Below are 18,245 nucleotides of genomic sequence, written 5' to 3'. Positions count from 1 at the left end.
TCCGCGCTCCTGATGCTACGTCGTGCTCATCTTATGTTTTGGGAGAACGGAGACAATGGTCGCGGCGAGCCGCTTCTTTGGATGGTCGGTTGCCTGGTCGGCGTTTGCGATCGCCGTGTTCGCCTGGGGCATCGGGTTCTACGGCCCTTCGGTATTTCTTCAATCGCTGCACGAATCGCGAGGTTGGGCGATCTCGAAGATTTCAATGGCTATCACGGCCCACTTCTTGGTCAGCGCAATCATCATAGCCTATCTGCCGGAGATTCATCGCCGACTGGGGATCGCCACAACGACGTTCATTGGGGCGGTCGCAATGGCGACGGGCCTGATTTTTTGGTCCGGCGCACGCGAGCCGTGGCAGTTGTTCGCCGCGACTTTGCCGAGCGGGGCTGGTTGGGCCATGACGAGCGGAGCAGCGCTGAACGCCATCGTGGCAAAATGGTTCGATCGCGACCGGCCGATGGCGATCGCCCTGGCATTCAATGGCGCCAGCGTCGGCGGCGTGCTGTTCGTGCCGATATGGGTCTACCTGATACGATCGATCGGATTCCCATCAGCGGCGCTCCTCGTCGGAGGCTGCATGGTGGCCACGGTTGCATATCTCTGCGTCAGATTCCTGGCTAAATCGCCTGGCCAAATGGGCCTGGCTCCAGACGGCGATGCATCGCATAGGGCAGCACCGAGCCAAAGGCCACGACGGACACGCACCGAGATCATTCGAACCTCACGCTTCATCACGATTTCGGCCGCCTTCTCGCTTGGCCTGTTCGCACAGATCGGCCTGCTCGCTCACCTGGTAGCTCGTCTGACGCCGGACCTTGGGATTAGCTACGCGGGGTTTCTTGTCAGCCTGGCTACGATATGTGCCATCATCGGCCGAACCCTGGCTGGGAAATGGATCGGTGAGCATGACCGCCGTTTCGCGGCTGCGATCAACTTTGCCGTGCAGATTGGCGGCGTCCTATGGTTGATTTTCAGTACTGGATGGGTGGGTCTTACGCTCGGATGCGTTCTCTTCGGTCTCGGCTTCGGCAATCTGACGTCACTCCCGCCATTGATCGTGCAGAAGGAGTTCGAACGCGAGGATGTCGGCACCGCAGTGGCGCTTATTATCGCGATCAACCAGGGGGTATTTGCATTCGCACCTGCAATCATTGGCGCCATGCGTGACACGACGGCCAATTATCAATTGCCGTTCGCGCTCATTGCAGTGGTTCAGTTTCTGGCCCTGGCGATCATTCTGCTTAACCGAAGGTCCGCACCTGCTCCAGCGACTTCAACTTGAAGGTCGAGTTACGCCCTGGCCAGTCCGCTCCCTAGCGCGGCGGTATATCACCCTTCGCCCATCCGGCGCGCGTTTGCTCTTGGAACGTCTCGAACGTGCCGGCGGTGATCGCTTCACGCATGCCCTGCATCAGATGCTGGTAATAGGCCACGTTGATCTCCGACAGCAGCATTGCGCCGAGCGTCTCTCCTGACCTGACCAAATGATGCAAATATGCGCGCGAGATGTTGCGCGCCGAGGGCCACTCGCTCTCCTCGTCGAGCGGCCGCGGATCGTCGGCATGACGGGCGTTGCGCAGATTGATCTGGCCGAAGCGGGTGAACGCCATGCCGTGCCGCCCGTTCCTTGTCGGCAGCACGCAATCGAACATGTCGATGCCGCGCGCCACCGCTTCCAGCAAATCCTCGGGTGTGCCGACGCCCATCAGATAGCGCGGGCGATCGACGGGAAGCGCCGGCGCGGTTTCCTCGATCATCGCCAGCATCACCGCCTGCGGCTCGCCGACCGCAAGTCCGCCGATCGCGTAGCCATGGAAACCGATGTCGACCAGTTCGCGCGCGTTGATGTGGCGCATCTCGGGAATGTCGCCGCCCTGCACGATGCCGAACAGCATGTTGCCGTCGGGCGCGCTCTCGAACGCGCGTTTGCTGCGTTCTGCCCAGCGTAGTGACAGGCGCATCGCGCGCTCGATGTCGTCGCGCGTAGCTGGCAGCCGCACGCATTCGTCCATCTGCATCGCGATGTCGGCGCCGAGCAGCCGCTGCACTTCGATCGAACGCTCCGGCGACAATTCGACCTTGGCGCCATCAATATGCGAGCGAAAAGTCACGGCCTTCTCGCTCACCTTGCGCAAATCCGACAGCGACATCACCTGGAAGCCGCCGGAGTCCGTCAGCATCGGCCCGTTCCACCCCGTGAACGTCTGCAGGCCCCCCAGTGCCGCGATCCGCTCGGCCCCCGGCCGCAGCATCAGATGATAGGTGTTGCCGAGCACGATATCGGCGCCGGCATCGCGTACCTCGCGCCAATGCATGCCCTTCATCGCCCCCGCCGTGCCGACCGGCATGAAGGCCGGGGTTTGCACCACGCCATGCGGCGTGGTCAGCCGGCCGGTGCGCGCAGTACCATTGGTGGCGAGCAATTCGAAATGATTGGGAAGACTCATGGCGCTGCTTATTGCGTGCCGGGAACGGCCAATCAACCGCCCAGTGCGCGTTTCGAGCAGCCCGTGCCCCACGCCGGACACAATTGAGCCGCCCGAGCCTGCTTTTCGCTTGCTAAATAAAACGATACCGTATAGTTTTGTAAACCTAACGCGGGGCTATGAGGCCGGCGGCGGCAAGTGCATGTACGATGTGGCTGACGGCGAATGCCCTTCCCCTCTTTCCTGACAGGATCAATCCTCTCCGACGGCCGGATCAGGAGGGCAGGCTCACGCCTGCTCAGGTCAGCCGTCTTGCTGTGCAGCCTCGCGGCTGCCGCCTGCACGTCCCTGCCGCGGACGCCCTACAGCGCTGCGGATGCCTCCAGCTCCCGCGTGCTCGATATCGACGGCCTGCGGCGCTACACCGACGAACCCGTCACAAAATTCCGTTTCGAGAAAGACCTCTCCTCAACCAAGACCTATCTCGCGCTCTCCGGCGGCGGCGCCGATGGCGCCTATGGCGTGGGCGTGTTGAACGGCTGGACCGCAGCCGGCAGTCGCCCGACCTTCTCGGTCGTCTCCGGCGTAAGCACCGGCGGCCTGATCGCGCCTTTCGCGTTCCTCGGGTCCCAATACGACGACACGTTGAGGGAGGTCTACACCAGCGGCATAGCGGAGAGCCTGCTCGCTGATCCCAGCATCGTTCGCGTGCTCTTCGGATCCGGCCTGTTCGGCAATACGCGACTGCGCGAGCTGGTGGCCCGCTATGTCGGGCCGGAGATCCTGGCCGCCGTTGCACGCGAAAATGCCAAGGGCCGAAAACTGCTGGTGGTGACGACCGATCTCGACACCCAACGCACGGTCGTTTGGGACATGGGGAAAATCGCAGCCGTCGGTTCGCCCGAGGCGCTGCGACTGTTTCGCGACGTGATGGCGGCCTCCGCCAGCATTCCCCTGGTGTTCCCGCCGATCCTGATCGAGGCCGAGGGCCAGGGCCGGCGCTTTGAGGAGATGCATGTCGACGGCGGCGTGACCGCTCCGGTCCTGACCCTGCCGGATGCTCTGCTCTTCCAGGGACGTCTGCCCGGAAACAGCCGGATGAACATCTACATCCTCGTCAACAAGAAGCTCGAGCGAACGTTTGAGCTCGTGTCCAACAGCACGATCGATGTCGCCTCACGCAGCCTGTCGTCGATCACCCAGTCCCAGACGCGCTCGGTCATCTTCTCGACCTACGATTTCGCCAAGCGCAATCGGTGGGGCTTCCATCTGTCCTATATTGAGCGCGACTATCCCGCGTCGCCCTCGGAGGGATTCGACACCGCCTACATGCGCGCCCTTTATCGGTATGGCTATGAGAAGGCTGCATCGGGCCGCGCCTGGACCTCGACGCTTCCGTGAGCCGCTTTAGGAGCGGAACGACGACCTGCCGAGACCGTTGACGATATGGCCAATTCGGCCAGATTCGCGATGACGCCCCTGTTACTGCGCGCTATAGAGCAATGACTGATATCACGACCGCGCAGGAATCGATGGGCATGGGATTGACTGCGACCAAGGCCAGACCGGCAGGACGAGAGGTCCCGAAGTCGCGCGGCGGCCGGCCGACGAAGAGCGCGGCCATCGAGCGTGATCAGCGGCTGATCGAAGTTGCCACCCGCCTTTTTTTGGACCGGGGCTACGATGCGACCTCGCTTGATGCGGTTGCGGAAGCAGCCCGGGTCAGCAAGCCCACTGTCTATTCGCGCTACGGCGACAAGCGCGGGCTGTTTGCGGAGGTGCTGAGGCGCGAGATTGCGCGCTGGCTTGCGCCGCTTGCTGAAGCGGCGGAGGGGCAGCTCACGCGTTCCTCGGACATTTCGGTCGAGCAGCGCCTGATAGAGGTCGGGCGCGAGATGCTGATGTTCACCTGCGGACCCGATGCCGTTGCGTTCAGCCGCATGATGACGTCACAGGCCATCAACTTTCCCGACATTGCCAAACTCGGCAAGGAAGAGGGCTGGTTGAAGGCCGTTTCCACGACCGCGCGTTTCTTTGATCATTTGGTCGCACAAGGCGCTATGGACGTCGAGGATACCGGCATCGCGGCAGAGGTCTTTCTCGATGTTGTCGTCGGTCACACCCACCGCATGGCGACGTTCGGAACGCCGCTGGAGATGAAGTCCGCCGAAAAACGCATGCGCTTGGCGATCAGGCTGTTTCTGGCCGGTGCGCTTGGGCCATCGAGCCGCGTCCAGTCCGCCCCCAAGGGAACCGTTCGGCGACGTCCCTCCCGCTGACAATTCCGTGAGAACGGCGTTTCACGTGCGTTACACCATGGCGGTATCGTTGACCGAAACAAAACGATACGGTATGGTTTTATTATAAGCGAAGTGCGGATTTCTGCTTTCACTGGTCCCAGCGGGGGCTCGCACCGCTTCGATCGCCGCAAGCGGCGGTACCTTTGCGGCGTTCGGCGGCCGACCCGTATGCCTCCAAGGGGTCGGCCGCGCTTTCTTCCAGACGATCCGGCCCAACCGCCGGCAGAGACAGGCTCATCGATGGAGACTGCAACAATGCATGCGCCGAGATCCTGGAGACCGTTGCTTGCAGCCGTCCTTGTGGCGTTCACCCTGCCTGGCCCGGTCTATGCCATCGCGTCGTCGACCGGCGAGCCAGCCTCGCTCCGCAACGAGGCCGGCGATGGCGCCGCGTCCGACCAGCAGGCGGTCAGCCGCGAGCTCGAGCTCTTCCGTGGGTCGGCGATCTCGCTGAGCCAGGCGATGGCGATTGCCGAAGCCCTGCATGCCGGCGCGACGACCGCCGATGTCAGCTTCGACGGCGCGCCGGATTCACCAGTCTACCGCGTCAAGACCCTTCACAACGATCGCATCTGGCACCACGCCATCGACGCCACGACTGGCAAGATCGTCGGCGGCGAAGCCGCCCTGCCCCTGAAGGAGTTCGATGCCGCGGACCGCAGCAACCTCGTTGCACTCAAGACGATCCGGCAGCGCCTGGCAGATGCCGTCCGCGTGGCCGAGCGCGCGGCGTCGGGCAAGGCCATCAGCGGCGGCCTGATCCGCGAACGCGGCCGGCTGAATTTCGCGATCGTCGTCATGAGTGGCAACGACCTGAAAGCGGTGGTCCTCGAGCCTCCCGGCGCCGCAAGGCGGCGATGATGCGGGCTCGTCTGCCCCCCGTTACAGCCCGGATGAGGCGAAAAGCCGTTGACGGCAGCCCCAAGCTGCCGCATAAGTCGGCGCCATGACGACTTCGACCAAAGCGACCACGAAAACCAAAGTACCCTCCGGGGGCTCGGGAGCCGTGCGCGCGTAGTCGAACGATCGCATTATCTGAACCGAAGCCCCGCCTGAAAAGGACCGGGGCTTTTTTATTGCCCGCAAGCCATGATGCACAACCAGAGGACAGACCCGTGAGCCACGAACCCGTTGTAGCCATTGCCGGCGTGACCGGCGCGGTCGGCGCCGAATTCATCGCCACCATGGACAGGCGCGCTTTTCCGGTCGGCAAGCTCAAGGCGCTGGCGAGCGCCCGCTCGGCCGGCAAGACCATCGATTTTCGCGGCGAGAAGATCGTGATCGAGGAGCTCACCGAGAAGTCGTTCGAGGGCGTCGACATCGCGCTGTTCTCGGCGGGCGGCGGCATCTCGCGCAAGTTCGCGCCTGCCGCCGTGAAGGCCGGCGCGGTCGTGGTCGACAATTCCTCGGCGTTCCGGATGGACCCGAACGTGCCGCTGGTCATCCCGGAGATCAACGCGGGCCGCATCCGCGACCACAAGGGCATCATCGCCGTTCCGAACTGTTCGGCGATTACCGCGCTGGTGCCGCTGTGGCCGATCCACCGCCAGAACCGCATCAAGCGCATGATCGTCTCGACCTACCAGGCGGCAAGCGGCGCAGGCGCGGCCGCCATGGAAGAGCTCGTGGAGTCGACCCGCGCCTATCTCGATGGCCGGCCGTTCACGCCCAAGGTGATCCCGCTCCCCTACGCCTTCAACGTCTTCAGCCACAACACGGCAATCGATCCCGAGACCGGCTACAACGACGAAGAGACCAAGGTGATCAAGGAGACACGCAAGATATTCGAGGACGACAAGATCGCCGTCGGCGTCACCTGCGTCCGCGTGCCGGTGCTGCGCGCCCATTGCGAAGCCATCACCTTCGAATGCGAAAGGCCGATCACCGAGAATGAGGTGCGCGCGATCCTGTCGAAGGCGCCAGGCGTCAGAATCGTCGACGACCGGGCGAAGAACTATTTCCCGATGCCGATCGATGCCTCTGGCCAGGACGACGTTTTGGTCGGCCGCATCCGTCAGGATCTCAGCGACGCGTCCGGCCATTCGATCTCGATGTTCGTGTCGGCCGACCAGCTCCTGAAGGGTGCAGCGCTGAACGCGATCCAGATCGCGGAATTGCTGCCGCAGCGCGCGATGGCGTGAAGCCGAGACCAGTTCGCACAGTGCCGTAGGGTGGAAAGGCGCATCAGCGCCGTGCCCACCATCGGTCCGCACCGTTATCGTGAATGGTGGGCGGCTTCCGCCTTCGCTCTTCGAGCTACGGCGGACAAGTCGCTTTGCCCATCCTACACACTTCTCAATCGGGACATTGCCCATTTTGACCCAAGGGGGACATCGACCTTTTTGCTCTCTGGTAAGTCAACCGCTCTGACTTATGGTTCGCCGGTCGCGGATGATGTAGTTTCACTCGTGTGAGGTCACGAACACCGTCAAGCCAGGTTGGGACAGTTCAAGTTCAATTTATGAGCCCAGGTGACATCGATTACCTGACGCCAAACCACGCAAGTCTAATCGCTCGCATTGCAAGAGGCCGTCTCATATCTGGCCGTATTCGCAAGGGAGTGCGTCATGCGATCATTTACAAGAGCAGCTAGTGCAGCGCTTGCCCTGTGCATGGTGCTGCTATCATTTGGCTCCAGCGCTTTGGTCGAACCGAAAACGGAGGTAGCGGCGGCGGCCTCGGCATGGGGGCAAGCTATTGGCGGAGGCGATACCGAAAAAGTCTTGACTCTCTATGCGGACGACGCCGTGCTCTGGGGCACGCTGTCGCCGACCGTACGTTCCGATCGGGCGGCGCTACAAGATTATTTCGTGAACGCCTTCAAGGTTCTGCCCGGCCTGAAGGTCGCCTTCGGCGATCAATTGGTCCGCGTGTACGGGAATGCGGCGATCAACACTGGTTACTACACGTTCTCCTATGTCAGGGATGGCGAGGCGAAGACCTTGCCCGCGCGTTACAGTTTCACTTACGTCAAGAACGGCGAGCGTTGGCTAATCGTCGACCACCATTCCTCGGCCATGCCCTCAACACCGAAATAGCTCACCAGCTCTCCGTTGGTGATATCGGTAGGAACTCCGCTGCAGCCGGGTCGCGGCTCGTCTGGATTGATCCGGAGCCGCGATCGTAGCCCACACGAGCCGCGACCCGGCTCAGTCCCGTCGATCGCCCGTCACACGCCAGATGACGTTGCCGACATCGTCGGCCACCAGCAGCGAGCGGTCGGGTCCGAGCGTGACGCCGACCGGTCGCCCGTACGAGACCTTCTCATCGGCTGCGAGAAAGCCCGTCAGAATATCCCGCGGCGGGCCGGAGGGGCGGCCGTTCTCGAAAGGCACGAAGACGACGGCGTAGCCGCTCAGCGTGCTGCGATTCCAGGAGCCGTGCTGGCCGATCACCATGCCATCCGGAAAGCCCGGCAGCGTGCCTGATGGCATCCAGCACAGGCCGAGCGAGGCGGTGTGGCCACCGAGCGCATAGTCCGGCGTGATCGCCTTCGCGACCATGGCCGGATCCTGCGGCACGCGGTCGTCCACCGTCTGTCCCCAGTAGCAATAGGGCCAGCCGTAGAAGCCGCCGTCGCGCACCGACGTCAGATAGTCCGGCGGTGTTTCGTCGCCGAGGCCGTCGCGCTCGTTGACGACGGTCCAAAGCCCGCCCGTGTTGGGCTCCCAGGCGAGGCCCACGGGGTTACGCAGGCCGCTGGCGAAGATACGGCTCGTGCCATTAGCCAGATCGAGCTCATAGATCGCAGCGCGGCCTTGCTCGACCTCCATCCCGCTCTCGGCGATGTTGCTGAGCGAGCCGACGCCGGCGTAGAGCTTCTTGCCATCCGCGCTCGGCAGCAGGCTCCGCGTCCAATGCCCGCCGGGCTTGAACGTGACGAGTTTTCGGCCCTCGGCGGTGATGCCGTCCACGCCAGCCACATAGGGAAAGGCAACCACGCCGTCCGTGTTGCCGACGTAGAAGGTGTCGCCAACCAGCGCCATGCCGAACGGCTGGCTCAGCCCTTCCATGAAAATCCCGCGCCCCTCCGCAACGCCGTCACCATCGCGATCGCGCAACAGGGTGATGCGATCGGCGCTGACACCGAGCGCCGCGGCACGCCGCATCGTGGCCTGCATCGCATAGTGGAACACGCTCCTGGGCGGTCCCGCGATCTGGGTGGCTTCTGCGACGAGCACGTCGCCATTGGGCAGCACGTTGATCCAGCGCGGATGGTCTAGGCCGGTCGCAAACGCGTTGACCTTGAGCCCGGGCGCCGCGGTCGGCTTCTGCCCGTCGCTCCAGCCCTGCGCCGTCGGCATCTTGAGCGTCGGGATCGCCCCTTGCGGCTTCGCCACCGGAATTGCCGGCGCGCTGCCCCAGGCCGCTTTGGGCGCGGATCCCTGCAGACGTCGCCACAGCAGCGCCGCGGCGCCGATCAGCGCGACTATTCGCGCGAAAATGCCGGAAAAGTTCATGCAAAGCCCTCTTGTTCCCGCGCACCGATGCGCCGAGGCGGTAGTTATACGATCTTGGCGTCAGCCGCCGAATCAAAGAGACAGGTGTTGGCGCTTTATTGTCAGAGCGCTTCCTCCCTGACCTGTGCCCGCCCAATTGGCGGGCCTCTTTTCCCAGCGAAGACGTCCGGCTTCGCCTCAATCCGGCGCGCGAAACAGTAAGCAAGCATCGCCGTAGGAATAGAACCGGTAGCCGGCGGCGATCGCATGCGCATAGGCGCGCTTCATCGTGTCCAGACCGGAGAACGCCGACACCAGCATGAACAGCGTCGAGCGCGGCAGGTGGAAATTGGTCATGAGGATATCGACCGCGCGAAAGCGAAAGCCCGGCGTGATGAAGATCGAGGTCTCGCCGTCGAACGGCTGGACGGTGCCGTCTTCGCGCGTGGCGCTCTCCAATAGCCGTAGCGACGTGGTGCCGACAGCTATGATGCGCCCGCCCTGGGCGCGCGCGGCATTCAACGCAGCAGCGGTATCAACCGAGATCGATCCCCATTCGGCATGCATCCTGTGCTCGGAGGTCTCCTCCACCTTCACGGGCAGGAAGGTCCCTGCCCCGACATGCAGCGTTATCCGATGCAATTCGACGCCGTGGCGGCGTAGCGCCGTCTCGAGCTCAGGCGTGAAATGCAGTCCCGCCGTCGGTGCCGCGACCGCCCCCTCATTTGCGGCGAACATGGTCTGATAGTCGGCGGCATCGCGATCGTCTGGCGCGCGTTTGGAGGCGATATAGGGCGGCAGCGGCGGCGTGCCGAGATCGGCGATGGCCTGATCCAGCGCCGGACCGTGAAACGAAAACGACAGCGTGACCTCGCCTTCTGCGCCCCTGGCCTCGACCTCGGCATCGAGGTGGCCGAGCAGGCAGACCTTGCCTTCATTGCCGAAGCGAACGATGTCGCCGGGCGCGAGCTTCTTCGCCGGCTTGACCAGTGCGCGCCAGCGCGACCCGTCCAGCCGCTTGATCAGCGTCGCCTCGATCTTCGGCTCGGTCTCACGGCCGATGCGCCGGCCCTTGAGTTGGGCGGAGATCACCTTGGTGTCGTTGACGACGAGTTGGTCGCCGGGCTCCAGCCATTGCGGCAACTCGGCGACGGTTCGGTCACGCAGCACCCCATCGGGCTGCACCACCAGCATCCGCGCAGCATCGCGCGGGCTCGCGGGCCGCAGCGCGACGCTGGTGGCGGGGAGTTCGAAGTCGAAGAGGTCGGTGCGCATGGCGCGATGCGCTCCAGCGTGACGCAATCAGGTCATTCCGGGTTCACGCTTCGCGTGCCCCGGAATGACGGCTTCAAAATCACGCGTCGAGCGCCATCCGCGCTTTGACGATCTTGTCCGGATTCTGCACCGGCTCGCCGCGCTTGATCTTGTCGACGTTCTCCATGCCCGACGTGACCTTGCCCCAGACCGTGTACTGGCCGTTGAGGAAGGAGGCGTCATCGAAGCAGATGAAGAACTGGCTGTCGCCGGAATCCGGGCTCGCGGCGCGAGCCATCGAGACGGTGCCCCGCACATGCGGTTCCTTGTTGAACTCGGCCTTCAGCTTGTTGCCGGAACCACCGGTGCCGGTGCCGTGCGGGCAGCCGGTCTGCGCCATGAAGCCCTCGATGACGCGATGGAACACGATGCCGTCGTAAAATCCCTCGCGCACCAGCTTCTTGATCTGAGCGACGTGGCCAGGCGCGAGGTCGGGACGCATTTCGATGGTGACGGGGCCCTGGGTGGTTTCAAGGATCAAACTATTTTCTGTGTCAGCCATGCTCGTTTCTCTTCCGGTTTGGGTGGACGTTTGCGGGTTCTGAAAGTGACCGCGAAAGGCCGGCCGGCGACCGCACCGCCCAGTCCCTCGGTAAATGGCAACGGCGTACAGCGTTGCAATGCTTCCATGACGGCAGTCCGATACGCAATCCGGTCATTATCGCTGGGGTTTCCGGATTCATAGGTAATCCTGGGTTGACCGAGAATGGCGCCTTCGCGGTTGAAACTGACGACAACTGTGATGTCCATCGGGTTGGCGCGCGAATAAGGCGGCGGCTGCCAGCAGGAATACAGTTTGGCGAAGACGTCCTTGAGGGTATCGAGCTGCTGCGGCTGAGCCTTCGCATGCGCACCCGATGCGAGCCACACGAGAGCAGCGGCAAACCAGATGAATGGCTTGCTGCGGCCCGCCGTCATGGCCTCACTTGATGTCGGATGCGACTTGCACCTTCACCATCTTGTCGGGGTCGACGACCGGTTCGCCGCGCTTGATCCTGTCGACCACATCCATGCCCGACACCACTTCGCCGATCACGGTGTACTTGCCGTTCAGCGACGCGCCTTCCGCGAACATGATGAAGAATTGCGAGTTCGCCGAGTTGGGATCGCTGGTTCGCGCCATGCCGACGATGCCGCGCTTATACGGCACGTTGGAGAACTCGGCCGGCAGGTTCGGATGTTTCGAGCCGCCGGTGCCATTGAAATTCTTGCCGTCGCCGGTCTGCGCCATGAACCCTTCGATCACGCGATGGAACGGCACGTTGTTGTAGTAGCCCTCCCGCGCGAGCAGCTTGATGCGTTCGGCATGCTGGGGCGCGATGTCGGTCCGCAGCTTGATCACGATACGGCCCTTGGTCGTGTCGATCACGATCGCATTCGCCTTGTCGAGATTGGCAGGCAGCGGCTGCGCGATTGCGGGAACCGCACAGACGAGCGCGGCGACGAGTGCGAGAATTCGGATCATGAAAGCTCCGGTCATGTGAAACAGGACAGCGCGTACGAGCGCGTTAACCCGCGAACTTGGCCTTCAGCCTCGCGGCAATCTGGGGCGGCACGAAGGCGGAGAAGTCGCCGCCCATGCCGGCGATCTGGCGAACCAGCGTGGCGGTGATCGGGCGGACCGCAGGCGACGCCGGGACGAACACGGTGTGCACCTCTGGCGCCATCACCTCATTCATGCCGGCAAGCTGCATCTCGTAATCCATATCGGTTCCGTCGCGCAGGCCGCGAATCATGATGGTCGCGCCGACCTGCCGCGCCGCAGCTACGGTGAGATTGTCGTAGGTGGTGCAGTCGAAAGCGCAGCCGGCCTTTTGCGCAATCGGCTCACATACCGCCCGAACCATGTCGAGCCGCTCCTCGATCGAAAACAGCGGCTTCTTGCCGGAATGGACTCCGATGGCGACAATCAGGCGATCGCACAGCGTCACGGCGTGCCGCAGCACGTCCAGATGGCCGTTGGTGATGGGATCGAATGAACCGGGATAAAGCGCGATACGGGACATATTCCCTCCTACCGCGCCTCGGGCGGCCGGGCAAGCCGGGTCGGTTCCAACGCTGTCCGGCTGGCGCTCGAAATCGGCCAATGGCCCAGCTTTCGGGTACAAACAAGAGAGAGAGAGGCACTTCTGTGAGTCAGTTGCGGTCCCTGTACCCACTTATCGAGCCCTACAGCACCGGCTTTCTCGATGTTGGAGACGGCCATCGGGTTTACTATGAACGAGTGGGGACGCCAGGGGCGAAGCCAGCCGTCTTCCTGCACGGCGGTCCTGGCGGCGGCTTGTCGCCCGACTATCGAAGGCTGTTTGATCCCAATCTGTACGACGTGGTGCTCTTCGACCAACGAGGATGCGGGCGATCAACGCCGCATGCGGGGCTCGAAGCGAATACGACCTGGCATTTGGTAGCGGATATCGAGCGCCTGCGTGAACTCGTGGGCGTTGAAAAGTGGCTGCTGTTCGGGGGCTCATGGGGCTCGACGCTTGCGCTGGCCTATGCCGAAACGCATCCCCACCGCGTGAGTGAACTCATTCTTCGGGGTGTCTACACGGTCACCCGGGCCGAACTGCAGTGGTACTATCAGTTCGGCGTCTCGGAGCTATTTCCAGAGAAGTGGGAGAAGTTCCAAGCACCCATACCTCGGAGCGAACGGGGTGACATGATTGCCGCCTATCGGAAACTGCTTACAGGCGACGACCGAGCGGCGCAGATCGAAGCAGCCAAGGCATGGACACTTTGGGAAGGTGAAACGATCACGCTACTTCCTAGCCAGGCATTGTCGACGTCCTACAGCGACGGTCACTTCGCGCTCGCGTTTGCGCGGTTGGAAAACCACTATTTCGTCCATGATTGCTGGATGGAGGATCGCCAACTTCTTCGAAATGCCCATCGCCTCCGCAACATTCCAGGGGTAATCGTGCACGGCCGCTACGACATGCCCTGTCCGGTCAAGTATGCTTACGCTCTGCATAAGGCATGGGCCGATGCCACATTCCATTTGATTGAGGGCGCAGGTCATGCCTGGTCAGAACCGGGCATTCTCGACCAACTGGTGCGCGCAACCGATCGTTTCGCGACAATGGCGTAACCAGGGGCCGATGACCGTTTCGCAAAGAAGCCTCTGCTAATTTTCAATCAAGCCATTGATATTATTAATAATTTTTAGATCCGACGCCCTTGGCGTGCCTCCAGGTCAGTTTGTTTCGTCCCTCCCGAGTCGACGAAACAAAACTCGGCCGGGAAGAAACCATTTTCGAACGCGGCGAAGACGGCCGGAAACTTGCGCCCCCTACAAGGTCACCCAACGAAACGACGGGCCGCCAAGGCCCATGACAGGGGACCGTCATGATCAAGGCTTTTTCCGCCATCGCTGCTGCCGCGTTCATCGCTGCCGCGATGACCGTATTGCCCGGCTTTGCCCCTCAGGTCGAAGCCAGCGTGCCACAGGCGCTTGCCAAGGGTGACCGCCTGGATATCCGCACCGTCGGCAAGGATTGCTCGCAGCAGGCTTGGCCGAACTTCGAGGCTTCCTGCCTCCGCGCCGCCGGCTCCAAGGCCGTTGTGAGGGAAGCCCGCCTGGTCACCGCCGACCGCACCCCGTAACGGCGTAGTTTTCGTTCCGCTTAACCTCCAAGGAACGCTCTCGTGGCGAGTAGGGATGCCCCCCGCTCGCCATTGCGTTCTGGGGGCTTGGGATTGCGGGAAATTCTCCTGCCTGCCTGAGCGCGCGAGCATGAGTTCGAGGTCTTCGTGGGGCGCGCTTGACGGATTTGTACGTATCAATTCAATCAGATGGCCGGACATATTGGCAGGGAGGAAACAAGCGCGTGGCCAGCACGATGTTCGACAGCGCCCTCTATCGCGACGTTTTCTCGACGCCGGCCATGCGGACGGTGTTTTCCGACGAGGCACAGCTCAAGGCCTATGTGCAGGCCGAAGTGGCGCTTGCCACGGCGCAAGGCGAAGCCGGCGTGATTCCGCGTGAGGCAGCCGAGGCGATCGCGCGGCAGGCGCCGACGATCGCGCTCGATATCGAGCAGTTGAAGCGCGACACCGAGAACGTCGGCTATCCCATCGTCGGCCTGGTCCGCCAGCTATCGGAGCGACTCGGCGAAGCCGGCCGCTATCTGCACTGGGGTGCGACAACCCAGGACATCATGGATACGGCGACTGTGCTGCAACTACGCGAAGCGGTCGCGCTGATCGAAGCACAGCTCGGCGAGGTCGTGGCAACTCTTGCCAATCTCGCCCGCCTCCACCGCGATACGCCGATGGCCGGCCGAACCCATCTGCAGCAGGCTATGCCGATCACGTTCGGCCACAAGGCAGCGATCTGGCTGTCGGCGTTGCAGCGCTCGGCCGATCGGCTCGAGCAGGTCAAGCCTCGTGCCCTTCAGGCGCAGCTCGGCGGCGCGGCGGGAACGCTGGCTTCACTCGGCGATCGCGGACTAAATGTACGTGCCGCCTATGCCCGCGTGCTCGGTCTGGTCGAACCCGACATCACCTGGCACGTCGCCCGCGACGGACTGGTCGAGATGGTGCAGACGCTGGCCGTGATCTGCGGCGCGCTCGGCAAGATCGGCTACGACGTCATGATCCTGATGGCGACCGAGATCGGCGAGGTGTTCGAGCCGTTCTCCTCGCATCGCGGCGCATCCTCGACCATGCCGCAGAAGCGCAACCCGATCTCCTCGGAAATTTTGCTGGCGAACGCAAAGGCGTCCCGCGACGCCGCTTCGCTGATGCTAGATGCCATGGTTCAGGATCTCGAGCGCGCCACCGGGCCCTGGCACTGCGAATGGCTGGCATTGCCCCAGGTCTGTTTGCTGACGGCCGGGTCGCTGGCGCAGGCGCAATTCATGCTGTCCGGCCTGATCGTCGATCCCCAGGCGATGAAGCGAAACCTTCATGCCACGCGCGGTCTGATCGTGGCCGAAGCGGTCATGATGGGACTCGCGCCCGCGCTTGGCCGTCAGTTGGCCCATGACGAGGTCTATGCCGCATGCCGCGATGCGTTCGACCGCGGCGATGCGCTGCTCGATGCGCTGCTGCGCCGCCCTGCCATCGCATCCGCTCTGCCGCGCGACCAGCTCGCCGCGTTATGCGAGCCGTCCAACTATCTCGGCACCGCGGGGGCGATGGTGGACCGCGTGCTCGCGCGCCGAGGCAAGCGATAAGCGCGATCAATAGGAGTCCGGGAGTACCCCGCAGCCTGGCAGCCGGTTCAATTCTGTGACTGGGCTACGGGGCCGGCGCTCTCGCGAGGGTTGGAGGCGACTTGTGGCAAAGCAAGGGTGAAAGCATCGACCAGCCGACGTCGCCAAGGCTGCGTTAGCATCGATAGCTTCCCTTCGAGCAGAGCTGCCCTTTCCCGGGCTCCCACGCTTTCCGTGCTGACTTTGAGCAGTTCGGCCAAGAGCTTGTTAGTGCGTTCGCATTCTCTCTCAAAGTCGGCCCGATGGCCGCTGGCAATCACCTTCATCTCTGCCAGCTCAGTCTGCAGGGCCTCAATTCGTTGCTTTAGGGCGGTGACCACCTGGTGACCGGCCTGCGTTTGCGGCTGACGGGGTATTGGGGAATGGCTGAACTCGCTGAGATCGACCTGGACAAGCGTCTTGCCGTCGTTGGAGCGGGAGCGCGGCCATCGGTGTCGCTTCACCAGAGCGCGGGCAGCCTCTGGGGAAATCTTGAGCCGTTCGCCCAGATCGGCATACGTCAGCATCTCGACGGGCATGAGATCCGCTCCCGTTGGCCGGACGGTCACCACCCGGACACAGCAAATGTGTATCAATCTATAGTTAATGCTTGGTTTACCGTGAATGGGAACCCTAATGCGGCGCGCGGGGTGAGCGTCCAACTCGCCTCTTCAGGCTATGGCTGCGCGCCAATGCGTCCACGCCCTAGCCGGAATCGTGGTGAGCGACTACTGCGCTCATCCGCTGAGTTTGACGAGGCGTGGTGCGCGACCGCTAAGCGCTACCCGCCGTTCCCGTTCTCGCCGTTTTCCCCGTCGTCGCCGTATGATCTCGCTGAATTGGCCCGCGTGGAGAGAGAAAATTTCCCGAAAGCATTTTGCGCATGAGCGACAGAGATCACCCCAAAGCTCTGCGCCCTCGCGTTAATGCAGCCGGAAGACTCCGTCCACGGCGCGTAGTTCGGCAGGCTTGATCAGTTTGGAGTGCGCGACGGTGACCGCAAACAGCGGGCCTTCGAGCTTTGTTTCCCAGAACGCGAGGAAATCCTTTAGCGCCGGAAAATTTGGAAACGTGTCGTAGTCCTGCCAGACGTAAGTTTGCAGCAACCAGTGACGATCCGGACGGCGATAAACGATTTCTGCTGTTGTCAGTCCGTAGCCTAGGACCTGCTTCCTGAAATCCTTGGAAGCCGGATCTTTCTCGACCATGCCAACCTCCAGCCCAACTAGACCAGTTGCATGATTCTCAATTCGCCATAAACGAAAACGTTCAATAGGTCATAGTAATCAACGCGCTAGCAGCATATTCCTTAGCCTGCTGCTAGCAATCGCCCCTCCTCGAGAAACTCAAGTTGCGGACAAACATCGTGGACCGAAGCCCTTGCGCGCCGGTGTCACAGGCTTATGTGAGAAGAGCGGCTAGCACTCGCCCATTGCGACTGCCAATCCAGAATAATCACAAACCATAATAATCACAAAGGCCATTGGAGGATCGCATGAACTTCCGTCCGCTCCACGATCGCGTGGTGGTCAAACGCATCGACGCCGAAGAGAAGACTGCTGGCGGCATCCTCATTCCGGACAGTGCCAAGGAAAAGCCCTCCCAGGGCGAAGTCGTCGCCGTCGGCCCGGGTGGCCGTGACGAAGCCGGCAAGCTGATCCCGATCGACCTCAAGGTGGGTGACCGCGTGTTGTTCGGCCAGTGGTCGGGCACCGAGGTCAAGCTCGATGGTCAGGAACTTCTGATCATGGAGGAAAGCGACATCATGGGCGTTCTCACTGACGTTCCCGCCGCCAAGAAGAAGGCCGCTTAAGCGCTTTAGCCCGTTCCCTCACCTGAGGAGCCGGCGCAGCCGGCGTCTCGAAGGAAGAGGCCTGCAATCCAAATCTCATCCCTCAGGAATCCGCCTAACCGCGTGGACCTTGGGATCTGGGAATACGGAGATCATTATGTCAGCCAAGGAAGTCAAATTCGGCGTCGACGCCCGCGACAGGATGCTGCGCGGCGTCGACATTCTCAACAACGCCGTGAAGGTCACGCTCGGTCCCAAGGGCCGCAACGTCGTGCTCGACAAGTCGTTCGGCGCACCCCGCATCACCAAGGACGGCGTCACCGTCGCCAAGGAGATCGAGCTCGACGACAAGTTCGAGAACATGGGCGCGCAAATGGTGCGCGAAGTCGCCTCCAAGTCCGCTGACGCGGCCGGCGACGGCACCACCACTGCGACCGTGCTGGCCGCAGCCATTGTGCGCGAAGGCGCCAAGTCGGTTGCCGCCGGCATGAACCCGATGGATCTGAAGCGCGGTATCGACTTGGCGGTGGATGCCGTGGTCGCCGACCTCGTCAAGAACTCCAAGAAGGTCACCTCCAACGAGGAGATCGCCCAGGTCGGCACTATCTCCGCCAACGGCGACGCCGAGATCGGCAAGTTCCTCTCCGACGCTATGAAGAAGGTCGGCAACGAGGGCGTGATCACGGTTGAAGAAGCCAAGTCGCTCGAGACCGAACTCGAGGTCGTCGAAGGCATGCAGTTCGACCGCGGCTACATCTCGCCCTACTTCGTCACCA

20 protein-coding genes are annotated in these 18,245 nt (G+C 62.6%); 11 read left to right on the top strand and 9 right to left on the bottom strand.

Translation table 11 applies throughout. The features are described 5' to 3' along the window. The first annotated feature begins 55 nt into the window (after positions 1-55). Positions 56-1,285 (top strand): MFS transporter, encoded by a 1,230-nt coding sequence (locus CQ13_RS24060; protein WP_057845318.1) that lies wholly within the window; start codon positions 56-58, stop codon positions 1,283-1,285. A gap of 31 nt (positions 1,286-1,316) precedes the next feature. Here CQ13_RS24060 and tgt read toward each other — a convergent pair whose 3' ends face one another. Further along, positions 1,317-2,450: a tRNA guanosine(34) transglycosylase Tgt gene (tgt, locus tag CQ13_RS24055; RefSeq protein ID WP_057845317.1), complete on the bottom strand. Its 1,134-nt coding sequence runs from the start codon at positions 2,448-2,450 to the stop codon at positions 1,317-1,319. A 291-nt stretch (positions 2,451-2,741) separates the two neighbouring features. Here tgt and CQ13_RS24050 point away from each other — a divergent pair, with 291 nt between their 5' ends. The 5 genes from CQ13_RS24050 to CQ13_RS24030 all read left to right on the top strand — a co-directional run bounded on the left by CQ13_RS24050 (position 2,742) and on the right by CQ13_RS24030 (position 7,767). Then, positions 2,742-3,830 carry a patatin-like phospholipase family protein gene (locus CQ13_RS24050; RefSeq protein WP_245309286.1) on the top strand — a complete coding sequence of 363 codons (1,089 nt, stop codon included), beginning with the start codon at positions 2,742-2,744 and terminating at the stop codon, positions 3,828-3,830. A gap of 137 nt (positions 3,831-3,967) precedes the next feature. Beyond that, positions 3,968-4,708: a TetR/AcrR family transcriptional regulator gene (locus tag CQ13_RS24045; RefSeq protein ID WP_057845368.1), complete on the top strand. Its 741-nt coding sequence runs from the start codon at positions 3,968-3,970 to the stop codon at positions 4,706-4,708. Positions 4,709-5,029: 321 nt separating this feature from the next. Beyond that, on the top strand, positions 5,030-5,590 hold the full coding sequence (locus CQ13_RS24040; protein WP_245309285.1) for a PepSY domain-containing protein: 561 nt from the start codon (positions 5,030-5,032) through the stop codon (positions 5,588-5,590). Positions 5,591-5,844: 254 nt separating this feature from the next. After that, positions 5,845-6,870 carry an aspartate-semialdehyde dehydrogenase gene (locus tag CQ13_RS24035; RefSeq protein ID WP_057845315.1) on the top strand — a complete coding sequence of 342 codons (1,026 nt, stop codon included), beginning with the start codon at positions 5,845-5,847 and terminating at the stop codon, positions 6,868-6,870. 471 nt (positions 6,871-7,341) lie between these two features. Further along, on the top strand, positions 7,342-7,767 hold the full coding sequence (locus CQ13_RS24030; protein WP_057845314.1) for an SgcJ/EcaC family oxidoreductase: 426 nt from the start codon (positions 7,342-7,344) through the stop codon (positions 7,765-7,767). A gap of 111 nt (positions 7,768-7,878) precedes the next feature. Here the strand turns inward: CQ13_RS24030 and CQ13_RS24025 are convergent, their stop codons facing one another. From CQ13_RS24025 to coaD, 6 genes are all read right to left on the bottom strand, one after another. Next, complete coding sequence (locus tag CQ13_RS24025; protein ID WP_057845313.1) at positions 7,879-9,189, bottom strand: PQQ-dependent sugar dehydrogenase; 1,311 nt, start codon at positions 9,187-9,189, stop codon at positions 7,879-7,881. Positions 9,190-9,366: 177 nt separating this feature from the next. After that, positions 9,367-10,443: a tRNA preQ1(34) S-adenosylmethionine ribosyltransferase-isomerase QueA gene (queA, locus tag CQ13_RS24020; RefSeq protein WP_057845312.1), complete on the bottom strand. Its 1,077-nt coding sequence runs from the start codon at positions 10,441-10,443 to the stop codon at positions 9,367-9,369. A 79-nt stretch (positions 10,444-10,522) separates the two neighbouring features. After that, the gene (locus CQ13_RS24015) at positions 10,523-10,984 is read right to left on the bottom strand and encodes a peptidylprolyl isomerase (RefSeq protein ID WP_057845311.1); all 462 of its coding nucleotides are present in this window, start codon (positions 10,982-10,984) and stop codon (positions 10,523-10,525) included. Further along, a complete protein-coding gene (locus tag CQ13_RS24010) occupies positions 10,960-11,400 on the bottom strand; it encodes an energy transducer TonB (protein WP_057845366.1) in 441 nt (146 codons plus the stop codon). Before CQ13_RS24010 ends, CQ13_RS24015 begins: the two co-directional genes overlap by 25 nt. Positions 11,401-11,404: 4 nt before the next feature. Continuing rightward, positions 11,405-11,947 (bottom strand): peptidylprolyl isomerase, encoded by a 543-nt coding sequence (locus tag CQ13_RS24005; RefSeq protein WP_057845365.1) that lies wholly within the window; start codon positions 11,945-11,947, stop codon positions 11,405-11,407. 43 nt (positions 11,948-11,990) lie between these two features. Further along, positions 11,991-12,488 carry a pantetheine-phosphate adenylyltransferase gene (coaD, locus tag CQ13_RS24000; RefSeq protein ID WP_057845310.1) on the bottom strand — a complete coding sequence of 166 codons (498 nt, stop codon included), beginning with the start codon at positions 12,486-12,488 and terminating at the stop codon, positions 11,991-11,993. An 80-nt stretch (positions 12,489-12,568) separates the two neighbouring features. On the opposite strand from coaD, the gene pip reads away from it, so the two are divergent. The 3 genes from pip to pcaB all read left to right on the top strand — a co-directional run bounded on the left by pip (position 12,569) and on the right by pcaB (position 15,659). Further along, on the top strand, positions 12,569-13,570 hold the full coding sequence (gene pip, locus CQ13_RS23995) for a prolyl aminopeptidase (protein WP_197427415.1): 1,002 nt from the start codon (positions 12,569-12,571) through the stop codon (positions 13,568-13,570). Positions 13,571-13,827: 257 nt separating this feature from the next. Beyond that, positions 13,828-14,085 carry a hypothetical protein gene (locus CQ13_RS23990; protein ID WP_028345952.1) on the top strand — a complete coding sequence of 86 codons (258 nt, stop codon included), beginning with the start codon at positions 13,828-13,830 and terminating at the stop codon, positions 14,083-14,085. Positions 14,086-14,321: 236 nt separating this feature from the next. Continuing rightward, the gene (gene pcaB / locus CQ13_RS23985; RefSeq protein ID WP_057845309.1) at positions 14,322-15,659 is read left to right on the top strand and encodes a 3-carboxy-cis,cis-muconate cycloisomerase; all 1,338 of its coding nucleotides are present in this window, start codon (positions 14,322-14,324) and stop codon (positions 15,657-15,659) included. Between the two features lie 47 nt (positions 15,660-15,706). Here the strand turns inward: pcaB and CQ13_RS23980 are convergent, their stop codons facing one another. Both CQ13_RS23980 and CQ13_RS23975 read right to left on the bottom strand, forming a co-directional pair. After that, positions 15,707-16,216: a hypothetical protein gene (locus tag CQ13_RS23980; protein ID WP_156433844.1), complete on the bottom strand. Its 510-nt coding sequence runs from the start codon at positions 16,214-16,216 to the stop codon at positions 15,707-15,709. Between the two features lie 384 nt (positions 16,217-16,600). Continuing rightward, positions 16,601-16,885, bottom strand: coding sequence for an usg protein (locus CQ13_RS23975; protein ID WP_057845307.1), 285 nt, complete (start codon positions 16,883-16,885; stop codon positions 16,601-16,603). Positions 16,886-17,172: 287 nt separating this feature from the next. Between CQ13_RS23975 and CQ13_RS23970 the strand changes: the two genes are divergently transcribed. Then, positions 17,173-17,490: a co-chaperone GroES gene (locus CQ13_RS23970; protein WP_057845306.1), complete on the top strand. Its 318-nt coding sequence runs from the start codon at positions 17,173-17,175 to the stop codon at positions 17,488-17,490. Between the two features lie 136 nt (positions 17,491-17,626). Then, positions 17,627-18,245: TCP-1/cpn60 chaperonin family protein (locus CQ13_RS23965; RefSeq protein ID WP_283807519.1), on the top strand; the 619-nt coding region annotated here is incomplete at its 3' end.

Origin of the sequence: Bradyrhizobium retamae, from assembly GCF_001440415.1 — a bacterium.
GTDB classification, from domain to species: domain Bacteria; phylum Pseudomonadota; class Alphaproteobacteria; order Rhizobiales; family Xanthobacteraceae; genus Bradyrhizobium; species Bradyrhizobium retamae.
The sequence above is the reverse complement of the archived record's forward strand: the minus strand, read 5'-3'. Positions and strand labels throughout refer to the sequence as shown.